General features: G+C 68.2%; 19 protein-coding genes. 10 read left to right on the top strand and 9 right to left on the bottom strand.

Translation table 11 applies throughout. The features are described from left to right. The first annotated feature begins 100 nt into the window (after positions 1-100). Complete coding sequence (gene otsA / locus CUJ89_RS23725) at positions 101-1507, top strand: alpha,alpha-trehalose-phosphate synthase (UDP-forming) (RefSeq protein ID WP_114179841.1); 1407 nt, start codon at positions 101-103, stop codon at positions 1505-1507. A gap of 7 nt (positions 1508-1514) precedes the next feature. Here the strand turns inward: otsA and CUJ89_RS23720 are convergent, their stop codons facing one another. Beyond that, positions 1515-1982, bottom strand: a complete 468-nt coding sequence (locus CUJ89_RS23720; RefSeq protein WP_114179840.1) for an OsmC family protein — start codon at positions 1980-1982, stop codon at positions 1515-1517. A gap of 83 nt (positions 1983-2065) precedes the next feature. Continuing rightward, positions 2066-4042 carry an ATP-dependent zinc metalloprotease FtsH gene (ftsH, locus tag CUJ89_RS23715; RefSeq protein ID WP_114179839.1) on the bottom strand — a complete coding sequence of 659 codons (1977 nt, stop codon included), beginning with the start codon at positions 4040-4042 and terminating at the stop codon, positions 2066-2068. A gap of 470 nt (positions 4043-4512) precedes the next feature. Between ftsH and CUJ89_RS23705 the strand changes: the two genes are divergently transcribed. Then, positions 4513-6183 carry an acid phosphatase gene (locus tag CUJ89_RS23705; protein ID WP_114179838.1) on the top strand — a complete coding sequence of 557 codons (1671 nt, stop codon included), beginning with the start codon at positions 4513-4515 and terminating at the stop codon, positions 6181-6183. Positions 6184-6258: 75 nt separating this feature from the next. Here CUJ89_RS23705 and CUJ89_RS23700 read toward each other — a convergent pair whose 3' ends face one another. Further along, positions 6259-7755: an FAD-dependent oxidoreductase gene (locus CUJ89_RS23700; RefSeq protein ID WP_114179837.1), complete on the bottom strand. Its 1497-nt coding sequence runs from the start codon at positions 7753-7755 to the stop codon at positions 6259-6261. A 291-nt stretch (positions 7756-8046) separates the two neighbouring features. After that, positions 8047-8256: a hypothetical protein gene (locus CUJ89_RS23695; protein ID WP_114181529.1), complete on the bottom strand. Its 210-nt coding sequence runs from the start codon at positions 8254-8256 to the stop codon at positions 8047-8049. Between the two features lie 451 nt (positions 8257-8707). On the opposite strand from CUJ89_RS23695, the gene CUJ89_RS23690 reads away from it, so the two are divergent. The 4 genes from CUJ89_RS23690 (at position 8708) to CUJ89_RS23675 (ending at position 11849) form a co-directional block, all read left to right on the top strand. Next, complete coding sequence (locus CUJ89_RS23690; protein WP_114179836.1) at positions 8708-9124, top strand: nuclear transport factor 2 family protein; 417 nt, start codon at positions 8708-8710, stop codon at positions 9122-9124. Between the two features lie 3 nt (positions 9125-9127). Next, positions 9128-9985, top strand: a complete 858-nt coding sequence (locus CUJ89_RS23685; RefSeq protein WP_114179835.1) for an SDR family NAD(P)-dependent oxidoreductase — start codon at positions 9128-9130, stop codon at positions 9983-9985. Between the two features lie 40 nt (positions 9986-10025). Next, on the top strand, positions 10026-10862 hold the full coding sequence (locus tag CUJ89_RS23680) for an SDR family NAD(P)-dependent oxidoreductase (protein WP_114179834.1): 837 nt from the start codon (positions 10026-10028) through the stop codon (positions 10860-10862). Positions 10863-10940: 78 nt separating this feature from the next. Further along, positions 10941-11849: an NAD-dependent epimerase/dehydratase family protein gene (locus tag CUJ89_RS23675; RefSeq protein WP_114179833.1), complete on the top strand. Its 909-nt coding sequence runs from the start codon at positions 10941-10943 to the stop codon at positions 11847-11849. Positions 11850-11970: 121 nt separating this feature from the next. Here CUJ89_RS23675 and CUJ89_RS23670 read toward each other — a convergent pair whose 3' ends face one another. From CUJ89_RS23670 to CUJ89_RS23645, 5 genes are all read right to left on the bottom strand, one after another. Further along, complete coding sequence (locus CUJ89_RS23670; protein ID WP_114179832.1) at positions 11971-13836, bottom strand: phosphoenolpyruvate carboxykinase (GTP); 1866 nt, start codon at positions 13834-13836, stop codon at positions 11971-11973. Positions 13837-14361: 525 nt separating this feature from the next. Next, positions 14362-15138, bottom strand: a complete 777-nt coding sequence (locus CUJ89_RS23660; protein ID WP_114179830.1) for a glucose 1-dehydrogenase — start codon at positions 15136-15138, stop codon at positions 14362-14364. A gap of 121 nt (positions 15139-15259) precedes the next feature. Next, positions 15260-16015: an SDR family NAD(P)-dependent oxidoreductase gene (locus tag CUJ89_RS23655; RefSeq protein WP_114179829.1), complete on the bottom strand. Its 756-nt coding sequence runs from the start codon at positions 16013-16015 to the stop codon at positions 15260-15262. A 9-nt stretch (positions 16016-16024) separates the two neighbouring features. Next, the gene (locus tag CUJ89_RS23650) at positions 16025-16891 is read right to left on the bottom strand and encodes an SDR family NAD(P)-dependent oxidoreductase (RefSeq protein WP_114179828.1); all 867 of its coding nucleotides are present in this window, start codon (positions 16889-16891) and stop codon (positions 16025-16027) included. A gap of 50 nt (positions 16892-16941) precedes the next feature. Further along, entirely contained in the window at positions 16942-17442 is a 501-nt protein-coding gene (locus tag CUJ89_RS23645; RefSeq protein ID WP_114179827.1) for a nuclear transport factor 2 family protein, read from the bottom strand. A 210-nt stretch (positions 17443-17652) separates the two neighbouring features. On the opposite strand from CUJ89_RS23645, the gene CUJ89_RS23640 reads away from it, so the two are divergent. The 4 genes from CUJ89_RS23640 (at position 17653) to CUJ89_RS23625 (ending at position 20442) form a co-directional block, all read left to right on the top strand. Continuing rightward, positions 17653-18165, top strand: coding sequence for a nuclear transport factor 2 family protein (locus CUJ89_RS23640; protein ID WP_114179826.1), 513 nt, complete (start codon positions 17653-17655; stop codon positions 18163-18165). Positions 18166-18216: 51 nt separating this feature from the next. Beyond that, positions 18217-18933, top strand: coding sequence for an EthD domain-containing protein (locus tag CUJ89_RS23635; RefSeq protein ID WP_114179825.1), 717 nt, complete (start codon positions 18217-18219; stop codon positions 18931-18933). Positions 18934-19144: 211 nt separating this feature from the next. Further along, on the top strand, positions 19145-19654 hold the full coding sequence (locus CUJ89_RS23630) for a DUF1269 domain-containing protein (protein WP_114179824.1): 510 nt from the start codon (positions 19145-19147) through the stop codon (positions 19652-19654). A gap of 275 nt (positions 19655-19929) precedes the next feature. After that, entirely contained in the window at positions 19930-20442 is a 513-nt protein-coding gene (locus tag CUJ89_RS23625; protein ID WP_114179823.1) for a hypothetical protein, read from the top strand. Positions 20443-20602 lie beyond the last annotated feature (160 nt).

Raw genomic sequence — 20602 nt, 5'->3', positions numbered from 1 at the left:
CATTGCGGCCCCATCGCGTCGCGCGCAGCGCGCCGATGGCGGCGTCTGCTTCGCGCCCTGGCCGCACGAACCTTTCCCCCAATAATCGTCAGGAGAGCTGGTGAGCCGTCTCGTCGTCGTATCCAATCGCATCGCAGATCCCCGTAAAGCCGCGGCCGGTGGCCTCGCCGTCGCCGTGAAGGACAGCCTGCAGGAAACCGGCGGCGTCTGGTTCGGCTGGAGCGGCAGGCTGCGCGGCGACGACGATCAGCCCACGCATGGCGACGAGGTGCAGATCCAGAACGTCGGCGGCATCCAGCTCGCGACGATCGACCTCGATCCGCAAGATTACGACGCGTACTACCTCGGCTATTCGAACAACGTGCTGTGGCCGGTGTTTCACTACCGGCTCGATCTCGCGCAGTTCGACCGGCGCTTCGCCGACGGTTACCGGCGCGTGAACCAGTTGTTCGCGCGCAAGCTGAGCACGCTGCTGCGGCCCGACGACGTCGTCTGGGTGCACGACTATCAACTGATTCCGCTCGCCGCCGAGTTGCGCGCGATGGGCTGCACGAATCCGATCGGCTTCTTCCTGCACATCCCGATGCCGCCGCCGCTGATCATGGCCGCGATCCCGGAACACGAATGGCTGATGCGCTCGCTGTTCGCATACGACCTCGTCGGCTTCCAGACCGAATCCGACCTGCTGCACTTCGAGCATTACGTCGAAGCGGAAGCCGGCGCCGCGCGGCTGCCGGACGGCCGCCTGCGTGCGTTCGGCCGCACGCTGTCGGCCGGCGCGTTTCCGATCGGCATCAACGTCGACGAGTTCGAGTCGCTCGCCCGCGATCGCGACGGCATCGACATGTTCGACCGGATGCGCGATGAATATTCGCGCCGCCAGTTGCTCGTCGGCGTCGATCGGCTCGACTACACGAAGGGGCTGCCGCAGCGCGTGCATGCGTTCCGCCAGTTGCTCGAACAGTATCCGGAGAACCGCGACCGCGCGACGCTGATCCAGATCGCCGCGCCGAGCCGCGAGGATCTCGGCGCATACGACGACCTGCGGCGCGAGATGGACAGCCTGTGCGGCGCGATCAACGGCGACTACGGCGAACTCGAGTGGATGCCGATGCGCTACATTCACCGCACCGTCGCGCGCAAGCGCTTGCCGGGCCTCTATCGCGCGAGCCGCGTCGCGCTCGTCACGCCGCTGCGCGACGGGATGAACCTCGTCGCGAAGGAATTCCTCGCCGCGCAGGATGCGGCCGATCCGGGCGTGCTCGTGCTGTCGCGTTTCGCGGGCGCGGCCGAGCAGCTGAAGTCGGCGCTGCTCGTCAATCCGTACGACACGCAAGGCACCGCGCAGGCCATCCAGCGCGCGCTCACGATGCCGCTCGACGAACGCCGCCAGCGTCACTCCGCGCTGATGGAGGTCGTGCGCAAGACCGACGTGCACTGGTGGCGCACGCGCTTTCTCGACGCGCTCGCCGAAGCGGCCGAAGTCGCGGCCGCGACCGAATCCTGACGCGCGCTCACGCATCCGTCACCGCGCATTCGAGCGTCACGCCGTTCACATCGCACACGTCGACCGAGATCGGGATGCCCGCGCGCATGCTCTCGGTCAGCACGCAATACGCATCGAACTGATCGAGCACGCGCGTCGCCGCCGGGAGATCGGCCCACGTCTTGCCGATCGACAGCCGCACGGCCATCGCACCCACACGCACCCTGCCCGCTTCGTTCTGCACCATGTCGACATCGATATGCGCGGCGACCGGCTGCGGATCGACGTGCTGCTTTTCCAGCGCGAACAGCAGGCTCGCCGCGAGACAGCTCGCGACTGCCGCGGCAAGCAGCCGAATGGGATTCGGCCCGCGTCCTTCGCCGAGCGGCGGTGGTTCGTCGGTGAGCACCGGCGACAGCGTCGTGCCGGCAAATGCGACTTCGAAGCAGAAACGCGCCTGCTGCGCGACATCGACCGATACGTGCGCCTCGCTCATGGCGACTCCGTGGCAGGAAAGAGGGAAAGAAATCTCGGCGCGTCATCGCATCGACACGCACCGGCGGCCGGCTTGCGGCGCGTTCAGCGCTCGGGTTCGCGCGGCGGGCCGTACGCGACGAAATCGCGCTCGACCGCGGATGCCTGCTCCGGCTCGGTCGCATCGCCACGCGGTCCGGCTTCGTCATCAGTTGCCGCTGCCGTTGCCGACGACGGTTCGATGCGCCCGTCGATCAACGCCTGCAGCGCAGCGCGTTCGAGCACCTCGCATTGCAGCAACCGTCGCGCGATGCGTTCGAGCGCATCGCGGCGCTCGCCGAGCGTCGCCGCGACACGCGCATGTGCGTCGGCGAGCAGCGTGCGCACCTCGTCGTCGATCATCCGCGCGGTGTGTTCGCTGCAGCGGCCATCGCCCGCGTGCCATGCGCCAGGCATGCCCTGGCGCGCATCGCCATCGTCGAACGTCGCGAGCCCGATCTTCTCGCTCATTCCGTACTGCATGACCATGTGGCGCGCCATCGCGGTCGCGCGTTCGAGATCGTTTTGCGCGCCGGTCGACACGTCGCCGAACACGAGCTCCTCCGCAACCCGCCCGCCGAGCAGCGCGTCGATCCGGTCGAGTAGCTCGCTCCTGCGCAGCACGTAGCGATCCTCGGTCGGCACCTGCTGCGTATAGCCGAGCGCTGCGACGCCGCGCGGAATGATCGACACCTTCTTCACCGGATCGCAATGCGTGCGGCTTTCGGCGACGAGCGCATGGCCGGCTTCGTGATACGCGATGGTCAGCTTCTCCTGTTCGTTCATCACGCGGCTCTTGCGTTCGAGGCCCGTCAATGCGCGGTCGATCGCCTCGTCGAAGTCGGCCATGCCGATCGCCGGCTTGCCGAGTTCGGCCGCATGCAGCGCGGCCTCGTTGACGACGTTCGCGAGATCGGCGCCGACGAAGCCCGGCGTGCGCGACGCGAGTTCGCCGAGGTCGACGTCGGGTGCGAGCTTCACATGCTTCACGTGCACGCCGAAGATCTGCCGGCGGCCGTTCACGTCGGGCCGGTCGATCGCGATGTGGCGATCGAAGCGGCCCGGCCGCAGCAGCGCGGGATCGAGGATCTCGGGCCGGTTCGTCGCGGCCATGATGATCACGCCCGAGCCGGCCTGGAAGCCGTCCATCTCGACGAGCAGCTGGTTGAGCGTCTGCTCGCGTTCGTCGTTGCCCGACATCGGGCCGACGCCGCGCACCTTGCCGAGCGCATCGAGCTCGTCGACGAACACGATGCACGGCGCCTTCTGCTGCGCCTGCTCGAACAGGTCGCGCACGCGCGCCGCCCCCACGCCGACGAACATCTCGACGAACGCCGAGCCGCTGATCGAGAAGAACGGGACGGCGGCCTCGCCGGCCACCGCGCGCGCGAGCAGCGTCTTGCCCGTGCCCGGCGCGCCGACCACGAGCACGCCCTTCGGGATCTTGCCGCCGAGCCGCTGATAGCGGTCGGGGTTGCGCAAGAACGCGACGAGCTGCTGCAGTTCGGCCTTGGCTTCGTCGATGCCCGCGATATCGTCGAACGTGATGCCGGTTTCCTGCTGCACGTACACGCGCGCGCGGCTCTTGCCCATCCCGGTGAAGTCCTGCAGCCCGCCGCGCTTGCGCAGCATCATGTTCCACACGAACACGAACAGCACGAGCGGCAGCAGCCACGATGCGAGCGACGCGATCCAGCTCGTGTCGGGCGTGCCGTGATAGCGGATGCCGGCGGCGGTCAGCGTGTCGGTCAGGTGTTCGTCGGTCACGCGGTTGGTCGTGAAGCGCCATGGTGCGCCGGCCTGCTGCACGACCGCGGCTTCGGACGCCGGCAGCATCGTGCCGGCCTGCGGCATCTTCAGCGTGCCCGAGATCGACGCGGGGCCGACCTCGAGATCGTCGACCAGCCGCGCGGCGACGAGCCGGTGGAAATCGCTGTACGCGATCGACGCCGACGACGGGTGCAGCATCAGCAACTGCGCGGCGAACAGCACGAAGAAGCCCGCCGCGATCAGCAATCCCGGGTAGTCGAATTTCTTGTCCATGGCATCGGGCCGGCCATACGCGCTGCGCGGCACGCGCTCACGCAGGCACGCGCGCGCAGTCGGCGCGCAGCATCGGCGGCCATGCGCAAGCGGCATTCATCCGCGCCATCGTCGCCTCGCTTTATCGCCTCGTTTCGTCGCTTCAATGATGCCGCGACGACGCCGTCTGCCGGCGCCGCCGGGCGATCCTCGCCCGGGCGGCACGCCGCGACGTGCCGCCCCTGAATCCAGTCTAGCTCGCGCGCGGGCGTCGCGCATCGCCCGCCGCGCGATCCGAATCGTCCGACAAACGCCTTTCATCGACGCCCCGGGCCGCGTTATAGTCGCGTTCGTGACATTTTTGTGACAGTCGCGTCGCATCCGCTTGTGCGCGACGCCGGCCGTTGCTTTCCGTCACGCGTCGCGGCAGCCTGTGCGACGCCGCCGCGCATCGAACGACAGCCAACCCGCCCATTCGAGGAGCACACGACGTGAACGACACCCCCGATCGCCCCGACGACCTTCCCGCCGATCCCGACCGCCGCCGTGTGCTCGGCGGCCTCGCCGCGCTCGGTGCGGGTGTCGCGCTCGGCGGCTGCGAAACCACGGCGGACAACGCACCGCGCTCCGCCGCCGACCTGCGCGTCGATGAAGCGTTGCGCCGGAACGTGCGCCACATCGTCGTGATCTACGCGGAAAACCGCAGCTTCGCGAACCTGTACGGCGATTTCCCGGGCGTGCGCCACCCGCTGAGCGAGGTGCGGCCCGAGCATGCGCAGCAGCTCGATCGCGACGGCAAGACGCCGCTGCCCGTGCTGCCGAAGATCTGGGGCGGGCTCGTGCCGCAGGCGCAGGAAGTGGGCGGCAAGCGCTACGCGATCGCCGAGCACGACATCGACAAGCTGCCGAACGCGCCGTTCCGGATCGCCGACGCGCAGGGCAAGCCGCTGCCGAACGGCGTGATCACGCGCGACCTGTGGCACCGCTTCTACCAGAACCAGATGCAGATCGCCGCCGGCCGCAACGACCAGTTCGCCGCGTGGGCCGATTCGGGCGGCCTCGTGATGGGCCATTACCGCAATTCGGCCGACACGCTGCGGCTGTGGAATCTCGCGCGGCAATACACGCTGTGCGACAACTTCTTCATGGCGGCCTTCGGCGGTTCGTGGCTCAACCACATGTTCCTGATTTCGGCGCAGGCGCCGCTGTATCCGGACCCGCACCAGCATCCGCACGCGGCCAAGCTGCTGTCGAAGGTCGAAGGCGACGATCCGGCCGGCACACGCCTCGCGCTCGCCGCCGATTCGCCGGCGTCCGCGCTCGACGGCCCGCCGAAGTTCGCGGGCGACGGCCCGCTGACGCCCGACGGCTACGGCGTGAACACGATGGCGCCGCCGTACCAGCCGAGCTACGTGCCACCGCCCGAGCACGGCAACGCCGCCTTTGCGGATCCGGACGACCATCGCGTGCTGCCGCCGCAGGGCTACGCGACGATCGGCGACCGCCTGTCGGAAAAGAACGTCGACTGGGCGTGGTACAGCGGCGCGTGGCAGTATGCGCTCGCGCATCGCGACACGGGCACCGTGCCCGACTTCCAGTACCACCACCAGCCGTTCAACTACTTCCGCAACTACGCGCCGGACACCGACGCGCGCCAGCGGCACCTGCGCGACGCGGGGCTCGGCGACGATCCGTCGACGAACCGTTTCATCGCCGATATCGATGCGGGCCGCCTGCCGGCCGTCACGTTCTACAAGCCGCAGGGCAACCTGAACATGCATGCGGGCTACGCGGACATCGAATCGGGCGACCGCCATATTGCGACCGTGATCGACCATATCCGGCGCGGGCCGCAATGGGCGAACACCGTGATCGTGATGACGCACGACGAGAACGGCGGCTGGTGGGATCACGTCGCGCCGCCGGTCGGCGACCGCTGGGGCCCCGGCTCGCGGATTCCGGCGCTCGTGATCTCGCCGTTCGCGAAGAAGGGCTTCGTCGATCACACGCTGTATGACACGAACTCGATCCTGCGCTTCATCAGCCGCGTGCACGGGCTCGCGCCGCTCGACGGCGTGGTCGCGCGCAACAAGGCGTTCGCCGCGCGGGGCGAGACGCCGCCGGGCGATCTCACGAACGCGCTCGACCTCGACCTCGGCTGACGGCCTGTTGACCGCTTGAAGCAACGACGCCCCGGGTTATGCGATTGCCCGGGGCGTCGTTCGTTTCCGGCTACGTTACGCGGCGCTGCGCCATGAGTCGCTTGCCGTGTGCGCGGCGTGACGGCCGGCCTGCCGGCCGAAGAACGTCGCGTCGGCCAGTGACAGCCCCGAGCTGTACCCGGCGCCCCAGCGCGGCAGCCCGCACGTCGTGCGGCCGGCCGCATAGAGCCCCGGCACCGGCGCGCGCGCCGCGTCGAGCACCTGCCCGGTCGGCAGCGTGTCGAGCCCGCCGAGCGTGAAGTGCGGATAGAACGCGTAGTCGATCCGGCAATCGAGCGCGACGAACGGCGGCTCGATCAGCGGCTGCAGCCACTTCTTCGCCTTGTGGAACAGCGGATCGGCGCCTTCGGCCGCATGGCGGTTGTAGACGTCGACGGTCGCCGTCAGCGTGCCGGCCGGCATCTGCAGATCGCGTTCGACCTCCTCCCATGTTTCGCCAGCCGCCGCGATGCCGATCCGCGCGATCGCGGGCGGCTCCTGGTAGGTCGCCTGGTCGACCAGCAGGTAGATCCGGTCGTCGGCCTGGTGGAACGCATGATGGCCCGTGCGGCCGTGATAACCGTCCTCGTTGATGAAACGCTGCCCGCGCGCATTCACGAAAATCCCCTTGATCAGCGATTCGGGCGCATAGAACGGCAGGCTGACGAATCCCTGGTCCATGTGGATCGCCGCGCCGCCCGCGCTCTGGCCGAGCAGGATGCCCGAACCGTCGTCGCCGGGGCTGCCGATCGGTTCGTCGGAGCGCAGGAACTGCGGCGCATGCCGGCGCACCATGTCGCGGTTCATCGCAAAACCGCCCGCGCACAGGATCACCGCACGATGCGCACGCACGAACACCGTCTCGCCATACGCGCGCAGCACGACGCCGCGCACGGCGCCCTCATCGTCGACGATCAGCGCCAGCGCGCGCGTGTCGTAGCGCGTCGCGACGCCGAGCGCCACCACCCGTTCGGCCAGCACGCGCATCAGCATCTGGCCGCCGCCCCAGCCCGGCCATTGCGGCGTGTGGCCGCGCGGGCACGGCTTCGCAGCCTCGCTGAACGGCCAGGCTTCCTCGCTGCCCGACCAGATCAGGCAATCGTCGGTTTCCGGTTCGACGATCCGCTCGGCGACGAACGTGTTCTTGTACGTAAGGCCCTGTGCGACGAGCCAGTCGTGGTGCGCGAGGCTCTCGTTCGCGTAGAGGCGCACTTTCGCCTCGTCGGCATCGCGGCCGCCCGCGAGCATCAGGTAGCGGTACAGATCCTCGGTGTCGTCGCGAAAGCCGGCCTGCCGCTGCGCGGGCGTGCCGCCGCTGCCGCCGAGGTAGATCTCGCCGCCCGACAGCGCGCTCGTGCCGCCGTAGCTCGATGCGCGCTCGACGATCAGCGTGTCGGCGCCGGCGCGCGCGGCTTCGATCGCCGCGCAGGCGCCGGCTGCGCCGAAGCCGACGATCACGACGTCGTGTTCGGCGTCCCAGCGATGCACGTCGCGGGTGTTCAGGGGGCGGGTCAGGGAATGATCGGATGACATGGGGAATGGGTCAGCGTGAAGGAAATCTGCGGGAAGCGATGGTCGTGGCGCTGGCCTGCCGGGCACGCGGCCTGACGCGAAGGTCGCCGCGTTGCCGATACGGGCACACGGCGGTGCGAAGGCAAGCCGCACGCCGTGTCGTGCGCGGTGGAAGTCGAACAACGTGAAACCCGGATCGACAGCGCTATCTGGCCGACCCGCAACGATTGCGCCGTGGCCTCGGCGAAAGCGCTTCATGCGCTGTCGCGCCGCGACGGCTTTCGGCCTGCGCGACGCGCGGCCGCGCCGGCGTCACATGCCGCGCAACGCGGCGAAACCGAAGTGCGATGGGTCGATCGGCACGCAACCGGTCGGCAGGCCGCTCGGGTCGACCGAGCGGCATTGCAGGATGCCGGCCGCATACGGCGGCGACGGGACCTGATCGGCTCCGTATCGCGCCATCGCCATGGCAGCGAACGTGCCCATCGCCAATACGCACAGCTTGCGAGTCGTCAGTCTCATGATCGTCGTCCCCTCCGGTTGGCCGCTGATGCGGTTCGTATCCGGCGCGCATCGCATGCAGCACCGGATGACTGCACGGTAGCCAGCGCCCGGCCGCCAGCCATCGTCCATTCCGACTAGGGGCAAACGCTGAGCGGAGGCCGCACGGCATACCGCATCGCACCATCGCGACCAACGGATTCGCACGCGTGGCGCAAACGCGGCACATCCCGGGCCTTTCGCGACCGGCCGCGCCAATCGTCAGACGCATGCCGCGCATCGGCCGCTGCGTCGCACCATCGCGCGGCGCACGGCGGCCGGCCCCGGTGTTTTCCCCGAGCCTCGCCCTGCTCCGTATGGATGATGAGTCTCGATCGGTCCGATGCGAACCTGCGCATCGACGTCGCAATGCCGCCGCGTCCGCACTCTCGCGGCGCGGCCGACTCTTTCCGTTCTTCCACGGGAGCCATGCATGACCGATCCGAATCCCCGCCACGCGCTGTACGAACTCGCGTGCCGCTACGCGCAAACTGTCGACCGGCGCGACTGGCCGCGGCTCACCGCCCTCTTCACGATCGATGCCACCCTTGCCGGCCCCGGCTTCCGCTTTGACGACCGCGATGCGATCGTCGCGGGCATGCGCGTGATCGAGCGCTACGAAGCGACCCAGCATCACGTGCACAACCAACTGGTCACGCTCGACGGCGGCGAGGCCGACGTCGAGACCTACGGCATCGCGTGCCACGTCTACGTGCGCGACGGCGTGAAGCGCAAGCTCGACTGGGGGCTGCGCTATCGCGACCGCTGCGTGTTCGACGGCGGCACGTGGCGCTTCGCCGCGCGCACGCTGCACGTCGACTGGGCGCAAGACCTGCCGCTGGAGGGCTGACCGATGCGCACGTCCCTTCCCCTCGCAGGCCGCACCGCGCTCGTGACGGGCGGCGCCGGCGGCATCGGCGCAGCCTGCGCGCATGCGCTCGTCGCCGACGGCGCGGCCGTCGTGCTGATGGGCCGCCGCCGCGACGCGCTCGAACGCGCCCGGCGGCAACTGACCGACGCGGTGCCCGGCAGCCGCGTCGCGATCCACGCAGGCGACGCGTGCGACGAAACCGACCTGCAGGCCGCGCTCGATTGCGCGTGGACAATCGACGGCCGCCTCGACATCGTCGTGCCGACGGTCGGCGGCGCCGGATTCCGGCCGCTGCTGATGCACGACGCCGACACCTTCCGCGCGGAAATCGACCTGAACCTGCACAGCGCGTTCGCCGCGATCCGCCATGCGGCACCGCGGCTGGCCGACAGCGGCGGCGGCGCGATCGTCTGCATCTCGTCGACCGCCGCGCGAATCAATTTCCGCTGGCTGACCGCGTACTGCACCGCGAAGGCCGCGCTCGAAGCGCTGGTGCGCGGCGCGGCCGAGGAACTGGCCGGCGCGAAGATCCGCGTGAACGCGGTGCGCCCGGGCCTCACGCGCTCCGAGGCGACCGCGCCGATGTTCGACAACCGCGCGCTGGTCGACGGCTTTCTCGAACAGATCCCGCTCGGCACGCTCGGCGAACCCGAAGCCATCGCGCATGCGGTGCGCTATCTCGCGGGGCCCGAGTCGGGCTGGGTGACCGGCCAGAGCTTCGCGGTCGACGGCGGCCACGAGCTGCGCACCAACCCGCGCGTCGACGACACGATCGCGCAGATCTACGGCACGGCCGCGCTCGACGCGATCAAGGCCGGCCGCGCACCGGGCGCCGCATGAGCGCTCGCCTTCCTTCAACGTCACAGGAATTGGACCGACCATGATTTCATTCACCGGCAAGACCGTGCTGGTCACCGGCGGCGGCGCGGGCATCGGCCGTGCGTGCGCGGAAGCGTTCGGCGCGGCCGGCGCGCGCGTCGCCGTGGCCGAAATCGACGCGGCCCGCGCGCAGGACGTACGGCAGGCGCTCGAAGCGGCGGGCGTCGATGCGCTCGTCGGCACCGTGGACGTCACGCGTCGCGACGAGGTCAATGCGTTCGCGCGGACGGTCGACGCGCGCTTCGGCGGCCTCGACGTGCTCGTCAACAACGTCGGCGATTTCCTGCAGATCGCGAAGCCGTTCGACGATTACACCGACGACGACATCGCACGGCTGTTCGACGTGAACCTGCGCCAGGTGTTCATCGTCACGCGCGCGATGCTGCCGTTGCTGCGCAAGCGTGGCGCGGGCAGCAGCATCGTCGGCGTGTCGTCGATCGAGGGTTTCCGCGCGATTCCGAACTGCACCGTGTACGCGTCGTTCAAGGCCGCGCTGACCGGCTTCACGAAAAGCCTCGCACTCGAACTCGGGCCGGCCGGCATCCGCGTGAACCAGATCGCGCCCGAAACGACCGAGACGCCGCAGGTGCCCGTCAGCATGATGGTCGCGGCCGAACACCATGACCACATCCCGCGCTGGATTCCGCTCGGACGCTTCGGTGCGGCCGGCGACGTCGCAGGCGCCGCGCTGTTCCTCGCGAGCCCGCTCGCCGCGTGGGTCACCGGCACGACGCTGCACGTCGACGGCGGCGCGCTCGCGGCGGCCGGCTGGTATCGCGACCCGAACGGCTTCTGGACCAACCTGCCCGTCGTCACGGGCAACGGCTTCAATTTCTGAGTCTGAGCGAAGGCCGCCCGCATCCGCGGCATCACCCGTTCATTTCACGCGGCGCGCCTGCGCCGCTACGGAGACACCATGAAGATCCTGATCGTCGGCGGCACCGGCCTCATCGGCGGCCACGCCGCGCTGCACCTGCACGCGCAGGGCAACTCCATCACGCTCGCCGCGCGCAAGCCGCCCGCGGCCGGCAGCGCGCTCGCGCAGTTCGACGTGCTGCTGCGCGACTACGTGGCCGGCACCTTCACGCGCGACGATCTCGCGTCGTTCGACGCGGTCGTGTTCGCGGCCGGCAACGACATCCGCCACCTGCCGCCCGGCACCGACGAAGCCGCGCACTGGGAACGCGCGAACGTCGACGCGGTGCCGCGCTTCTTCGCGCTCGCGCGCGACGCGGGCGTGAAGCGCGCGGTGCTGGTCGGCAGCTTCTATCCGCAGGTCGCGCCGGCGCTCGTCGACACGGTGCCGTACGTGCGCTCGCGCCATCTCGCCGACGAACGCGTGCGCGCGCTCGCAACGCCGTCGTTCGCGGTGTGCAGCGTCAATGCGCCGTTCGTCGTCGGGTCGGTGCCGGGGCTGCGCAACGAGATGTTCGCCGCGTACACGGGCTATGCGCAGGGCCAGTTCGCGGGGCTGCCCGTGTTCGGTCCGGCCGGCGGCAGCAACTTCATCTCGACGCAATCGCTGTCGGAAGCGATCTGGGGTGCGCTGCAGCGCGGCGAAGCCGGCAAGGCGTACCTCGTCGGCGACGAAAACCTCAGCTTCGCCGACTACTTCGCGGCATTCTTCCGCGCGGCCGGCAATCCGCAGCACGTGCCGTCGCTCGACCAGGAGCATCCGCTCCTGCCCGACATCGCGATCTACACGGGGCGCGGCAACGTCGTGTCGTACGAGCCCGACCCTGCCGATAGCGCGCTGCTGCGCTACCGGCGCGGCGACGTGCAGCGCGCGGTCGACGAAGTCGTCGCGCATTGCCGCGCGCAGTAAGCGAACCACGCACGCGTGGCGCGGATGCAAAAACGTCCCGCCACCGGCGATCGCTGCCGGTGGCGGGACGTCAAGGTCGATGCGTCGATGCGTCGATGCGTCGATGCGTCGATGCGGATCGTCAGGTGCCGATGCGTTGCTCGATCTTCTTCATCGTGTCGGTCATCTCGGCCGGCAAGCCCAGCTTCAGCGTGTCGAACAGCGCCGCATGCAGCTTCAGTTCGTCGCGCCATTCGTCGGCGTTCATCGACATCACCGTATCGAACTGCTCGCGCGTGAAATCGAGCCCGTCCCAGTGCAGGTCGTCATACGCGGGTGACACGCCGAACGCATGCTCGCCGCCGCCGCCGGTGCCTTCGAGACGATCGAGCATCCACTTCAGCACGCGCATGTTCTCGCCGAAGCCCGGCCATACGAACTTGCCGTTCGCATCCTTGCGGAACCAGTTCACGCAGTAGATCTTCGGCAATGCGGCGCCCGCGCCTTCGAGCTGCTTGCCGATCTGCAGCCAGTGCGCGAAATAATCGCTCACGTTGTAGCCGCAGAACGGCAGCATCGCGAACGGATCGCGCCGCACGATGCCCTGCTGGCCGACCGCCGCGGCGGTCGTCTCCGAGCCCATCGTCGCGGCCATGTACACGCCTTCGACCCAGTCGCGCGCCTCGGTCACGAGCGGCACGGTCGTCGAGCGGCGGCCGCCGAAGATGAACGCATCGATCGGCACGCCCGCCGGGTTCTCCCAGTCACCGTCGATCGACGGGCACTGCGCGGCCGGCGCCGTGAAGCGCGAGTTCGGATGCGCGGCCTTGCGGCCGGTTTCCTTGGCCGTTTCCGGCGTCCACGGCTTGCCCTGCCAGTCGGTCAGCTTCGCGGGCGGCGTATCGGTCAGCCCTTCCCACCACACGTCGCCGTCTTCCGTCAGCGCGACGTTCGTGAAGATCACGTTTTCGGTCAGCGTGGAGATCGCGTTCGGGTTGGTCTTCACGCCGGTGCCCGGCGCGACGCCGAAGAAGCCGGCTTCCGGGTTGATCGCATACAGGCGGCCGTCGCGGCCCGGCTTCAGCCACGCGATGTCGTCGCCGATCGTCGTGACCTTCCAGCCGTTGAAGCCCTGCGGCGGAATCAGCATCGCGAAGTTGGTCTTGCCGCACGCGGACGGGAACGCGGCCGCGACGTGATACTTCTTGCCGGCCGGCGACGTCACGCCGAGGATCAGCATGTGCTCGGCGAGCCAGCCCTGGTCGCGGCCCATCGTCGACGCGATGCGCAGCGCGAAGCACTTCTTGCCGAGCAGCGCGTTGCCGCCGTAGCCCGAACCGAAGCTCCAGATCTCGCGCGTCTCGGGGAAATGCACGATGTACTTGACCGGGTTGCACGGCCACGGCACGTCTTGCTGGCCCGCTTCGAGCGGATGGCCGACGCTGTGCACGCACGGCACGAAATTGCCGTCCTCGCCGAGCACGTCGTACACGTCGCGGCCCATGCGCGTCATGATCCGCATGTTCACCGCGACGTACGGGCTGTCGGACAACTCGACGCCGACGTGTGCGATCGGCGAGCCGAGCGGGCCCATCGAAAACGGCACGACATACAGCGTGCGGCCGCGCATCGAACCGCGGAACAGGCCGTTGAGCGTCTCGCGCATTTCGGCGGGCTCGACCCAGTTGTTGGTCGGGCCGACGTCGTCGCGCGATGCCGCGCAGATGAACGTGCGATCCTCGACGCGCGCGACGTCCGACGGATCGGATTGGGCGAGATACGAGTTCGGGCGCTTCGCCGGGTTCAGGCGCGTGAGCGTGCCCTGGTCGACCATCGCCTGGCACAGCGCGTCGTTTTCTTCCTGCGACCCGTCACACCACACGACACGCTCGGGCTCCGTGAGCGCCGCGATGCGCGACACCCAGTCGATCAGCTTGCGATGTTTGACGAAAGCCGGCGGAGCGATCAGCGGGCCGTGTGTTGCTGCGGCCAAAGTGTTTTGCGACATGAGGATGTCTCCAGATTATTGGGCGGGGATGGGAGATGCGGGGTGAGCCCGCCAGATGGGGAATGCGATTGGAGCGCAGGGGGCAGCGGCGCGCAGGACGAGACGCGCGAGCGGAGCGCGCGTCGATGCCGCCATGCGTGCGAGAGAAGGTGAAGTCTCGTCAGAGGGTGCGAACGCGAGTTTCGCCATACAAGCAACCTGCCATACAACTCCATGCCGGCCAGCATACCATCGCCGTTATTCGGGGGACGTTGCGTTGCAACAAGAAACAACTGTGACGACGCGCCGGCACGCCCGTTGCAGGCGGGTCTTTTTTACAGCGCCATTGCACGCGCTTCCGGGACGAAACGGCCGGGACGGCCGCCCGGCAAGGATTTCGCGCGAACGGCAAGTTCGGCCCGCCGCTCTCGCGTGCCGCCAACGCGAACGCGAGCCGCGCGGATTCACGTTTTCGCTACTCAGGCAAACCCTGAATTAGGTTGCGTACACAAACATCGGGCTCGAATGCTTGATGCATGCCCCTGCTCAAAACGGCGCGCCCGGCAATCCGGGGTAATACGCGCCTGCCGCCATCCCGCCGTCGACGGCCAGTTCGGCGCCGTTGCAGTACGACGCTTCGTCGCTGGCGAGGAACAGCGTCGCGCGCGCGATCTCGTCGGGCAAGCCGACGCGCTGCAGCGGCACGTTCGCGTAATGCTTGTTGATCTCCTCGAGCGGTGCGCCGGCCGGATTCGACATCGCGGTGTTCACGCCGCCCGGATGGATCGAATTCACGCGCACGCCCTGGTGGCCAAGTTCGAGCGCCGCGACTTTCGTCAACCCTCGCACGCCCCACTTGCTCGACACGTACGCGGCCAGCGCGTTCACGCCGCGCAGCCCGTCCACCGACGAGATGTTGACGATCGACCCGCGCTTCTGCGCGATCATGCGCGGCGCGATCGTGCGGATACCGACGAACGTGCCGACCAGATTGATCGACACCGCGCGTTCGAAATCGCGTTTCGACAGCTCGGTGATGCCGCCGAACATCAGCACGGCCGCGTTGTTGACGAGCACGTCGATGCGGCCGAACTGCTCGACCGTCGCTTCGGCCACGCGCACCCAGCTCGCTTCGTCGGCGACATCGAGCCGCATGAAACGCGCCGCATCGCCGAGTTCGCGTGCGAGCGCTTCGCCCTCCGCGTCGAGCACGTCGCCGATCACGACGCGCGCGCCCTCCTCGACGAACAGCCTGCACGTCGCCGCGCCCATGCCACGCGCGCCGCCCGTGACGATCGCTACCTTTCCTTCCAGTCGACCCATGTCGTCCTCGCTTCGTTTCCGGTTTGCCGGCTGCCACGCACGCGCGTGCGCGTCCGAGCCGGACCCATGATTGGCACGCGGCACGCGCCGCCCGCCGTCAGCCCCGTTGTTGGCCCCGCCGTCAGCCCCAGTAAGCCTGCCCGCCGTCGAGCGGCAGCGTCGCGCCCGTCAGGTACGCGGCGTCGCGGCTCGCGAGAAACACGATCGCGCGCCCGATGTCCTGCTCGCAGTCGCCCACGCGGCCGAGCGGAATCGTGCGGAAGAATGCGGCGGCTTCCTGCGGATTCGCATCGACCCAGCCCTTCAGGCCCGGCGACAACGCATGCGGCGCGACCGCGTTCACGCGGATGCCGTCCGAGCCCCATTCGCACGCGGCCGCGCGCGTCAGCGCACGAATCGCCTCCTTGGTCGCCGCGTACGCGCCGTAACCCGACGCATCCCAGCGCACCGCGGCCGACGACGCGAAATTGACGATCACGCCGTCGCCCTTCAGATGCGGATGGCATGCGCGCATCATCCGCAGCGTCGCGATCGGCCCCGATTCGAGCCCCGCGAGAAAATCCGCGTCGGTCACGTCGAGCAGGCGGCCGAGCGGCACGACCTGCGCGTTGTTGATCAGGATCTGTACGCCGCCGTACCGCTCGACGACCGCATCGACGCAATGCGAGATCTGCGCGGCGTCCATCACGTCGCACACGAACGGCTCGGCCACGCCGCCGCGCGCGCGGATCGCGTCGCAGGTCGCGAGCAGCTTGTCGCGCGTGCGGCCGACCACCGCGACCCGAGCGCCTTCGGCCGCGAGCGCGTGCGCGACGCCCTGGCCCACGCCCTGCCCCGCGCCCGTCACGAGCGCGACCTTGTCCTTCAGGATGCCCATGCGCGCTCCTTAAGCGACGATCGCCGGATGCGCCTGCACGGGCCCGCCGAGCAGCTCGCGGTACGACGGCGGCTGCTTGCCGTCGAGATCGGCGATGCCGTACTGCAGCGCCGCCTCCGCGCCGACGAGCACCTGCCCCGACAGCGCCATGCGCTGCGGATCGCCGTGGATCGCGTGAATCACGCGGCCCGTGAATTCCGGGCTTTCGGCGACGAGCGAGAATTCCTTGTAGAGGTCCGGATGTTCTTCCCACACGCGCGTCGTGCGCTCGGTGCGCAGCGGTCCCATCCAGATCGACACGGCCGCGACGTCGAACGGCTTCAGGTCGACGGCCATGTCCTTCGCGAACTTGTCGACGCCGGATTTCTGCGCGCCGTAGGCCGCGCCGTGCATGTAGCAGCTCGCGCCGAACGACGACGTGAACGCGATCAGCCCGCTGCGGCGCTTCGCCATCAGCGGCGCCGCGTGCCAGCTCGCGACATAGGCCGAGCGCAGCCCGACGTCGAGGATGTTCACCAGGTCGAGCGACTTCTCCCAGAACGGGCCCGGCAGGATCAACTGGTCGTGCAGGTAGGTCGCGTTGTTGACGAGGATGTCGAGCCGCCCGCTGTCACGTTCGATGCGCTCGAACAGCGCCTTCACCTGCGCGTCGTCCGCGTGATCGCATGCCACCGCGATCCCGCGCCCGCCGAGCGCGTCGATCTCGCGCACGGTCTCGTGGATCGTGCCGGGCAGCGGCGCGTCGCCTTCGTGCTGCGAGCGGCCCGTCACGTAGACGGTCATGCCGGCCGCACCGAGCGCGCGTGCGATGCCTTTGCCCGCGCCGCGCGATGCGCCCGTCACGACGGCAACCGGCACATCGTGGTTCTGTGTCATGTTCGATGTCTCCTGAGGAATGCGCGCCACGCGCGCGGTGGTGGCGTGCGTCAGGCGGCCGGCGGCTGTGCGCCGGCGAACAGCACGCCCGGCGCATCGCCTTCGTAGCGGACCGACAGCGTCGACGTGACGACGCAGCGCGTGCCCGCGATCTTCCATTCGCCGTCGACCTTCCGGTATTCGTCGTCGTAGTACGCGCCGAGCTGCGTGAGCGTGCGCGCGTTCGTGTCGATCATCTGGTAGTGCAGGCCCCACGTGCCGCGCGCATGCGTGTCGTCGAGCACGGCGATGTCGGGATTCACGCCGTGGTGCATCTCGACGATGTGCGGATGGCAGCCGAGCCGCTCGAACACGTCGACGAGCGCGTCGCGCGTGTCGAACGTGCCGATCCGGCCGTAGTCGATGTGCACGCGGCCGGGCGCGAAGCAGTCGCGCATCCCTTGCGGATCCTTGCGGTCGCAGCACGTGAAGTAGCGCGCCTTCAGCCGGCGGATCGCGTCGGCATCCTCGAGCCTGCGCACCCGCGTTTCCAGCGATTCGATGAGGGTCATCCCGTCTCCTTGTTCGGTGCCGGCGCGGATCGAAGGCCGCGTCGATGCCACGTTACCGCCGTGCGATGCACCGGCCATCACCCGTTCGGATTAAACCGGCGATTCGTATCGGCGCGGCCAACCGCAAGCGCGCGGCTTTCGTCCGAACAGACGATGTGATGCAGGCGGCTTCGTTCCTACCATCGAGCGACACCACCACGAGACACGGCGATGGACGACACGACCCGCACGCTCCATGCATACGAGCAGATCCGACAGTTGAAGTACCGGTATTTCCGCGCGATCGACACGCACGACTGGTCGCTGCTCGCGGATTGCCTGACCGAGGATTGCGAGGCGCGGCTGTACGGCGGCCGCTACGCGTACGACGGCCGCGACGCGTTCGTGTCGAGCCTGCGCGCGCTGATCGGCAAGCCGACCTTCCTGACGATGCATCACGGCCACCACCCGGAACTCACGCTGGTGTCCGCCGATCACGCGTGCGGCGTGTGGTTTCTCGAGGATCACGCGATCAATCTCGAGGATGACTACCTGCTGCACGGCACCGCGTTCTACGACGACCAGTACGTGAAACGCGACGGCGTGTGGCGCATTCACGCGACGCGCCACGAGCGGCTGTTCGAAACCGTCACGTCGCCGATCCCGCCGTCGTTCACGCTGACCGCGAACCGGTTCGCGCCGGGCGAGCACCCAGCGGCCGGATCGACGGCAACCGCTTCCTGAACCCCGGCGGCAGCGCCGCCGATCCCGTCATTCCCCCCTGGAGCCGGAGCAATGGAGAAAGTCATTTACGTGTTGTGGCGCGACGCGCAGGCCGCACCCGATCAGTGGAACCGCACGGTGCGCGCGCAACTCGCCGACACGCTGCTGTCGCTCGGCGCGCACGGCGTGCAGGTGAACGTCGCCGACGCCGATGTCGCGCCGGCCGCCGGCCTGAAGCAGACCAACACGCACCCGGGCATCGACGGGATCGTCGCGGTGTGGGTCGACAGCGCGAACGCGATGTTCCGTCAGCCGTTCGACGACGCGGTGCGCGCGATCGTCCCGCACATGGCCGCGTATCTCGTCACCGAGTCGCAGCCGATTCCGAACACGCGTTTCCCGGCGCAGCCCGGCGAGCGCACGACCGGCTTCTCGCAGCTCGCGTTCCTGAAACGGCCGCCGCGCCTCACGCACGAAGCGTGGCTCGACGTGTGGCACGGTCATCACACGCGCGTCGCGATCGATACGCAGGACAATTTCCTGTACGTGCAGAACGTCGTCGTGCGCGCGCTCACGCACGCGGCGCCCGGTTACGACGCGATCGTCGAGGAATGCTTTCCGGCCGCCGCGATGACCGATCCGCATGCGTTCTTCGATGCGGTCGGCGACGACGAGAAATTCCAGCGCAACGTGGCCGAGATGATGGATAGCTGCGGGCGCTTCATCGACTTCGACAAGATCGATGTGGTGCCGACGAGTCAGTATGTCGTGAAGGCTGTGCGCGGTTAAGTTGTGCCGATCGCTGGCCGCGCGGGCGTGGCCGCACGGCTCGCTTGCCTTCATCGGGTTCGTCTCGTATTCCTTCGCGCTGCGGCAGGTAACGCGTTGGGGCACGCGGCGCCAACGCTCGTACGCTTGCACCTACCGCGCGGCCGATGCTGACATAAAATGGAAAACGCTACGTTGAAAATCAATTGATGGCAAAAAAGGGGGTGCCAACATGAGACGCCTTTATTTCCTCGTACCCGATACGCAGATGGCGAAGGCGATCGTCGATGACTTGCTGCGCGCGCGCATCATCTGGCGCCATATCCACGTCCTCGCCGATCACAGCGTCACGCTCGATCAGTTACCCGAAGCATCCTTGCTGCAAAGCAGCGATGTGGTGCACGCGCTCGAGCGCGGCGTCGCATTCGGCGGCGCGACGGGCGCGCTTATCGGCCTCGTCGCGCTTGTGTTCCCCCCTGCGGAGCTCGTGATTGCGGGCGGCGCCGTCGTCGCATTGACGTTGGCGGGAGCGGGCTTCGGAGCGTGGACGGCCGCGATGATCGGCATCGCCGAGCCGAACGCGCGACTCCAGCGATTTCGTGACGCCATACGGGAAGGTCAGATCCTGATCATGGCCGACGTGCCGGGATTACGAGAGCAGGAAATCGAGCAGATGGTCGCCCAGCATTTTCCAAAGGCGGATCTGGAGGGCGGCGAGTCTACGACACCGATCTTCCCCTGAAACGCGAAAACCGGCGTACGCAACATCTGCGGCTGCCTCTACATTGAGCGTGTCGGCGTCAGGCCAGTGTGAAATCGGCATGAGTCCACGCAGGAGAATGGTTGGGGTACTTCCGCTGCCCCGGCACGCCGGTACAAGGGCGATTCGGTGACATCCGGTACCCCTTTGCGTTGGCCCCATCTCTACCATTCTGAATCGCACAAGGGACGTACTTTTGACGCGAGTGGCCCTTCTGAACCTGAGTGCTGAAATTGAACTGTCAGCAAGGAGGTCGTATGGAACTGAACATTCAATCACACCATTGGCAACGGCGCGTGCCCGACTGGCTCGCCGCTGCCGTGGCCGGCCTTGCGGGCGGCGCCCTGGTGATCGTGCTCGAATTCTTCTGGTCGACCATGGTGCTCGATGAAAGCCCGTGGCAACCGACCCACAAGATCGCGGCGATGGTGATGGGCCGCAGTGCGCTCGAGCAGATGTCGGTCTTCAGCTTTGGCATCGTGGGGACGGCGCTGGTACTGCACTACGTGCTCGGCGCCATTATGGGGATGATTCTCGGCGCGATCATTGCGCCGTTTCGCTTCGATTCGAGTGTGGGCATGGAGGCTGTCATCGGGCTGGCCTTCGGGATCGTCGCGTATGTATGGAACTTCTATGTGATGACGGCCGTGTTCCCATGGTTCATCTCGGAGCGGGGTTCCGGACCCTTGTTGGCAAACCTGTTGTTCGGTGTGGTCACCGCCGTCGTTTACGGCATGCTTGAACGGCGCAAGCAGGACGCGATGCACTGACACGTTTTTTCCCGCCGCGCCGATAGGGTCTCAGACCCTGAACACCCGGCGCCCTCGCGAGACGGCCGCCTCGACAACCGATGCTCGAGGCGGCCGTTTTGCATTGCATCGCGACAAGTCACTCCTCCATTCGCGCGATGCGTCGATGAGACGCGCTTCC

Source organism: Burkholderia pyrrocinia, assembly GCF_003330765.1.
GTDB lineage: Bacteria > Pseudomonadota > Gammaproteobacteria > Burkholderiales > Burkholderiaceae > Burkholderia > Burkholderia pyrrocinia_B.
The sequence above is the reverse complement of the archived record's forward strand: the minus strand, read 5'-3'. Positions and strand labels throughout refer to the sequence as shown.

Coding starts and splice junctions, on each gene's coding strand:
- CUJ89_RS23720 (WP_114179840.1), bottom strand. CDS start 1,982: ATGAGCGAGGCGCACGTATCGGTCGATGTCGCGCAGCAGGCGCGTTTC.
- ftsH (WP_114179839.1), bottom strand. CDS start 4,042: ATGGACAAGAAATTCGACTACCCGGGATTGCTGATCGCGGCGGGCTTC.
- CUJ89_RS23700 (WP_114179837.1), bottom strand. CDS start 7,755: ATGTCATCCGATCATTCCCTGACCCGCCCCCTGAACACCCGCGACGTG.
- CUJ89_RS23695 (WP_114181529.1), bottom strand. CDS start 8,256: ATGAGACTGACGACTCGCAAGCTGTGCGTATTGGCGATGGGCACGTTC.
- CUJ89_RS23690 (WP_114179836.1), top strand. CDS start 8,708: ATGACCGATCCGAATCCCCGCCACGCGCTGTACGAACTCGCGTGCCGC.
- CUJ89_RS23685 (WP_114179835.1), top strand. CDS start 9,128: ATGCGCACGTCCCTTCCCCTCGCAGGCCGCACCGCGCTCGTGACGGGC.
- CUJ89_RS23680 (WP_114179834.1), top strand. CDS start 10,026: ATGATTTCATTCACCGGCAAGACCGTGCTGGTCACCGGCGGCGGCGCG.
- CUJ89_RS23675 (WP_114179833.1), top strand. CDS start 10,941: ATGAAGATCCTGATCGTCGGCGGCACCGGCCTCATCGGCGGCCACGCC.
- CUJ89_RS23670 (WP_114179832.1), bottom strand. CDS start 13,836: ATGTCGCAAAACACTTTGGCCGCAGCAACACACGGCCCGCTGATCGCT.
- CUJ89_RS23660 (WP_114179830.1), bottom strand. CDS start 15,138: ATGGGTCGACTGGAAGGAAAGGTAGCGATCGTCACGGGCGGCGCGCGT.
- CUJ89_RS23655 (WP_114179829.1), bottom strand. CDS start 16,015: ATGGGCATCCTGAAGGACAAGGTCGCGCTCGTGACGGGCGCGGGGCAG.
- CUJ89_RS23650 (WP_114179828.1), bottom strand. CDS start 16,891: ATGACACAGAACCACGATGTGCCGGTTGCCGTCGTGACGGGCGCATCG.
- CUJ89_RS23645 (WP_114179827.1), bottom strand. CDS start 17,442: ATGACCCTCATCGAATCGCTGGAAACGCGGGTGCGCAGGCTCGAGGAT.
- CUJ89_RS23640 (WP_114179826.1), top strand. CDS start 17,653: ATGGACGACACGACCCGCACGCTCCATGCATACGAGCAGATCCGACAG.
- CUJ89_RS23635 (WP_114179825.1), top strand. CDS start 18,217: ATGGAGAAAGTCATTTACGTGTTGTGGCGCGACGCGCAGGCCGCACCC.
- CUJ89_RS23630 (WP_114179824.1), top strand. CDS start 19,145: ATGAGACGCCTTTATTTCCTCGTACCCGATACGCAGATGGCGAAGGCG.
- CUJ89_RS23625 (WP_114179823.1), top strand. CDS start 19,930: ATGGAACTGAACATTCAATCACACCATTGGCAACGGCGCGTGCCCGAC.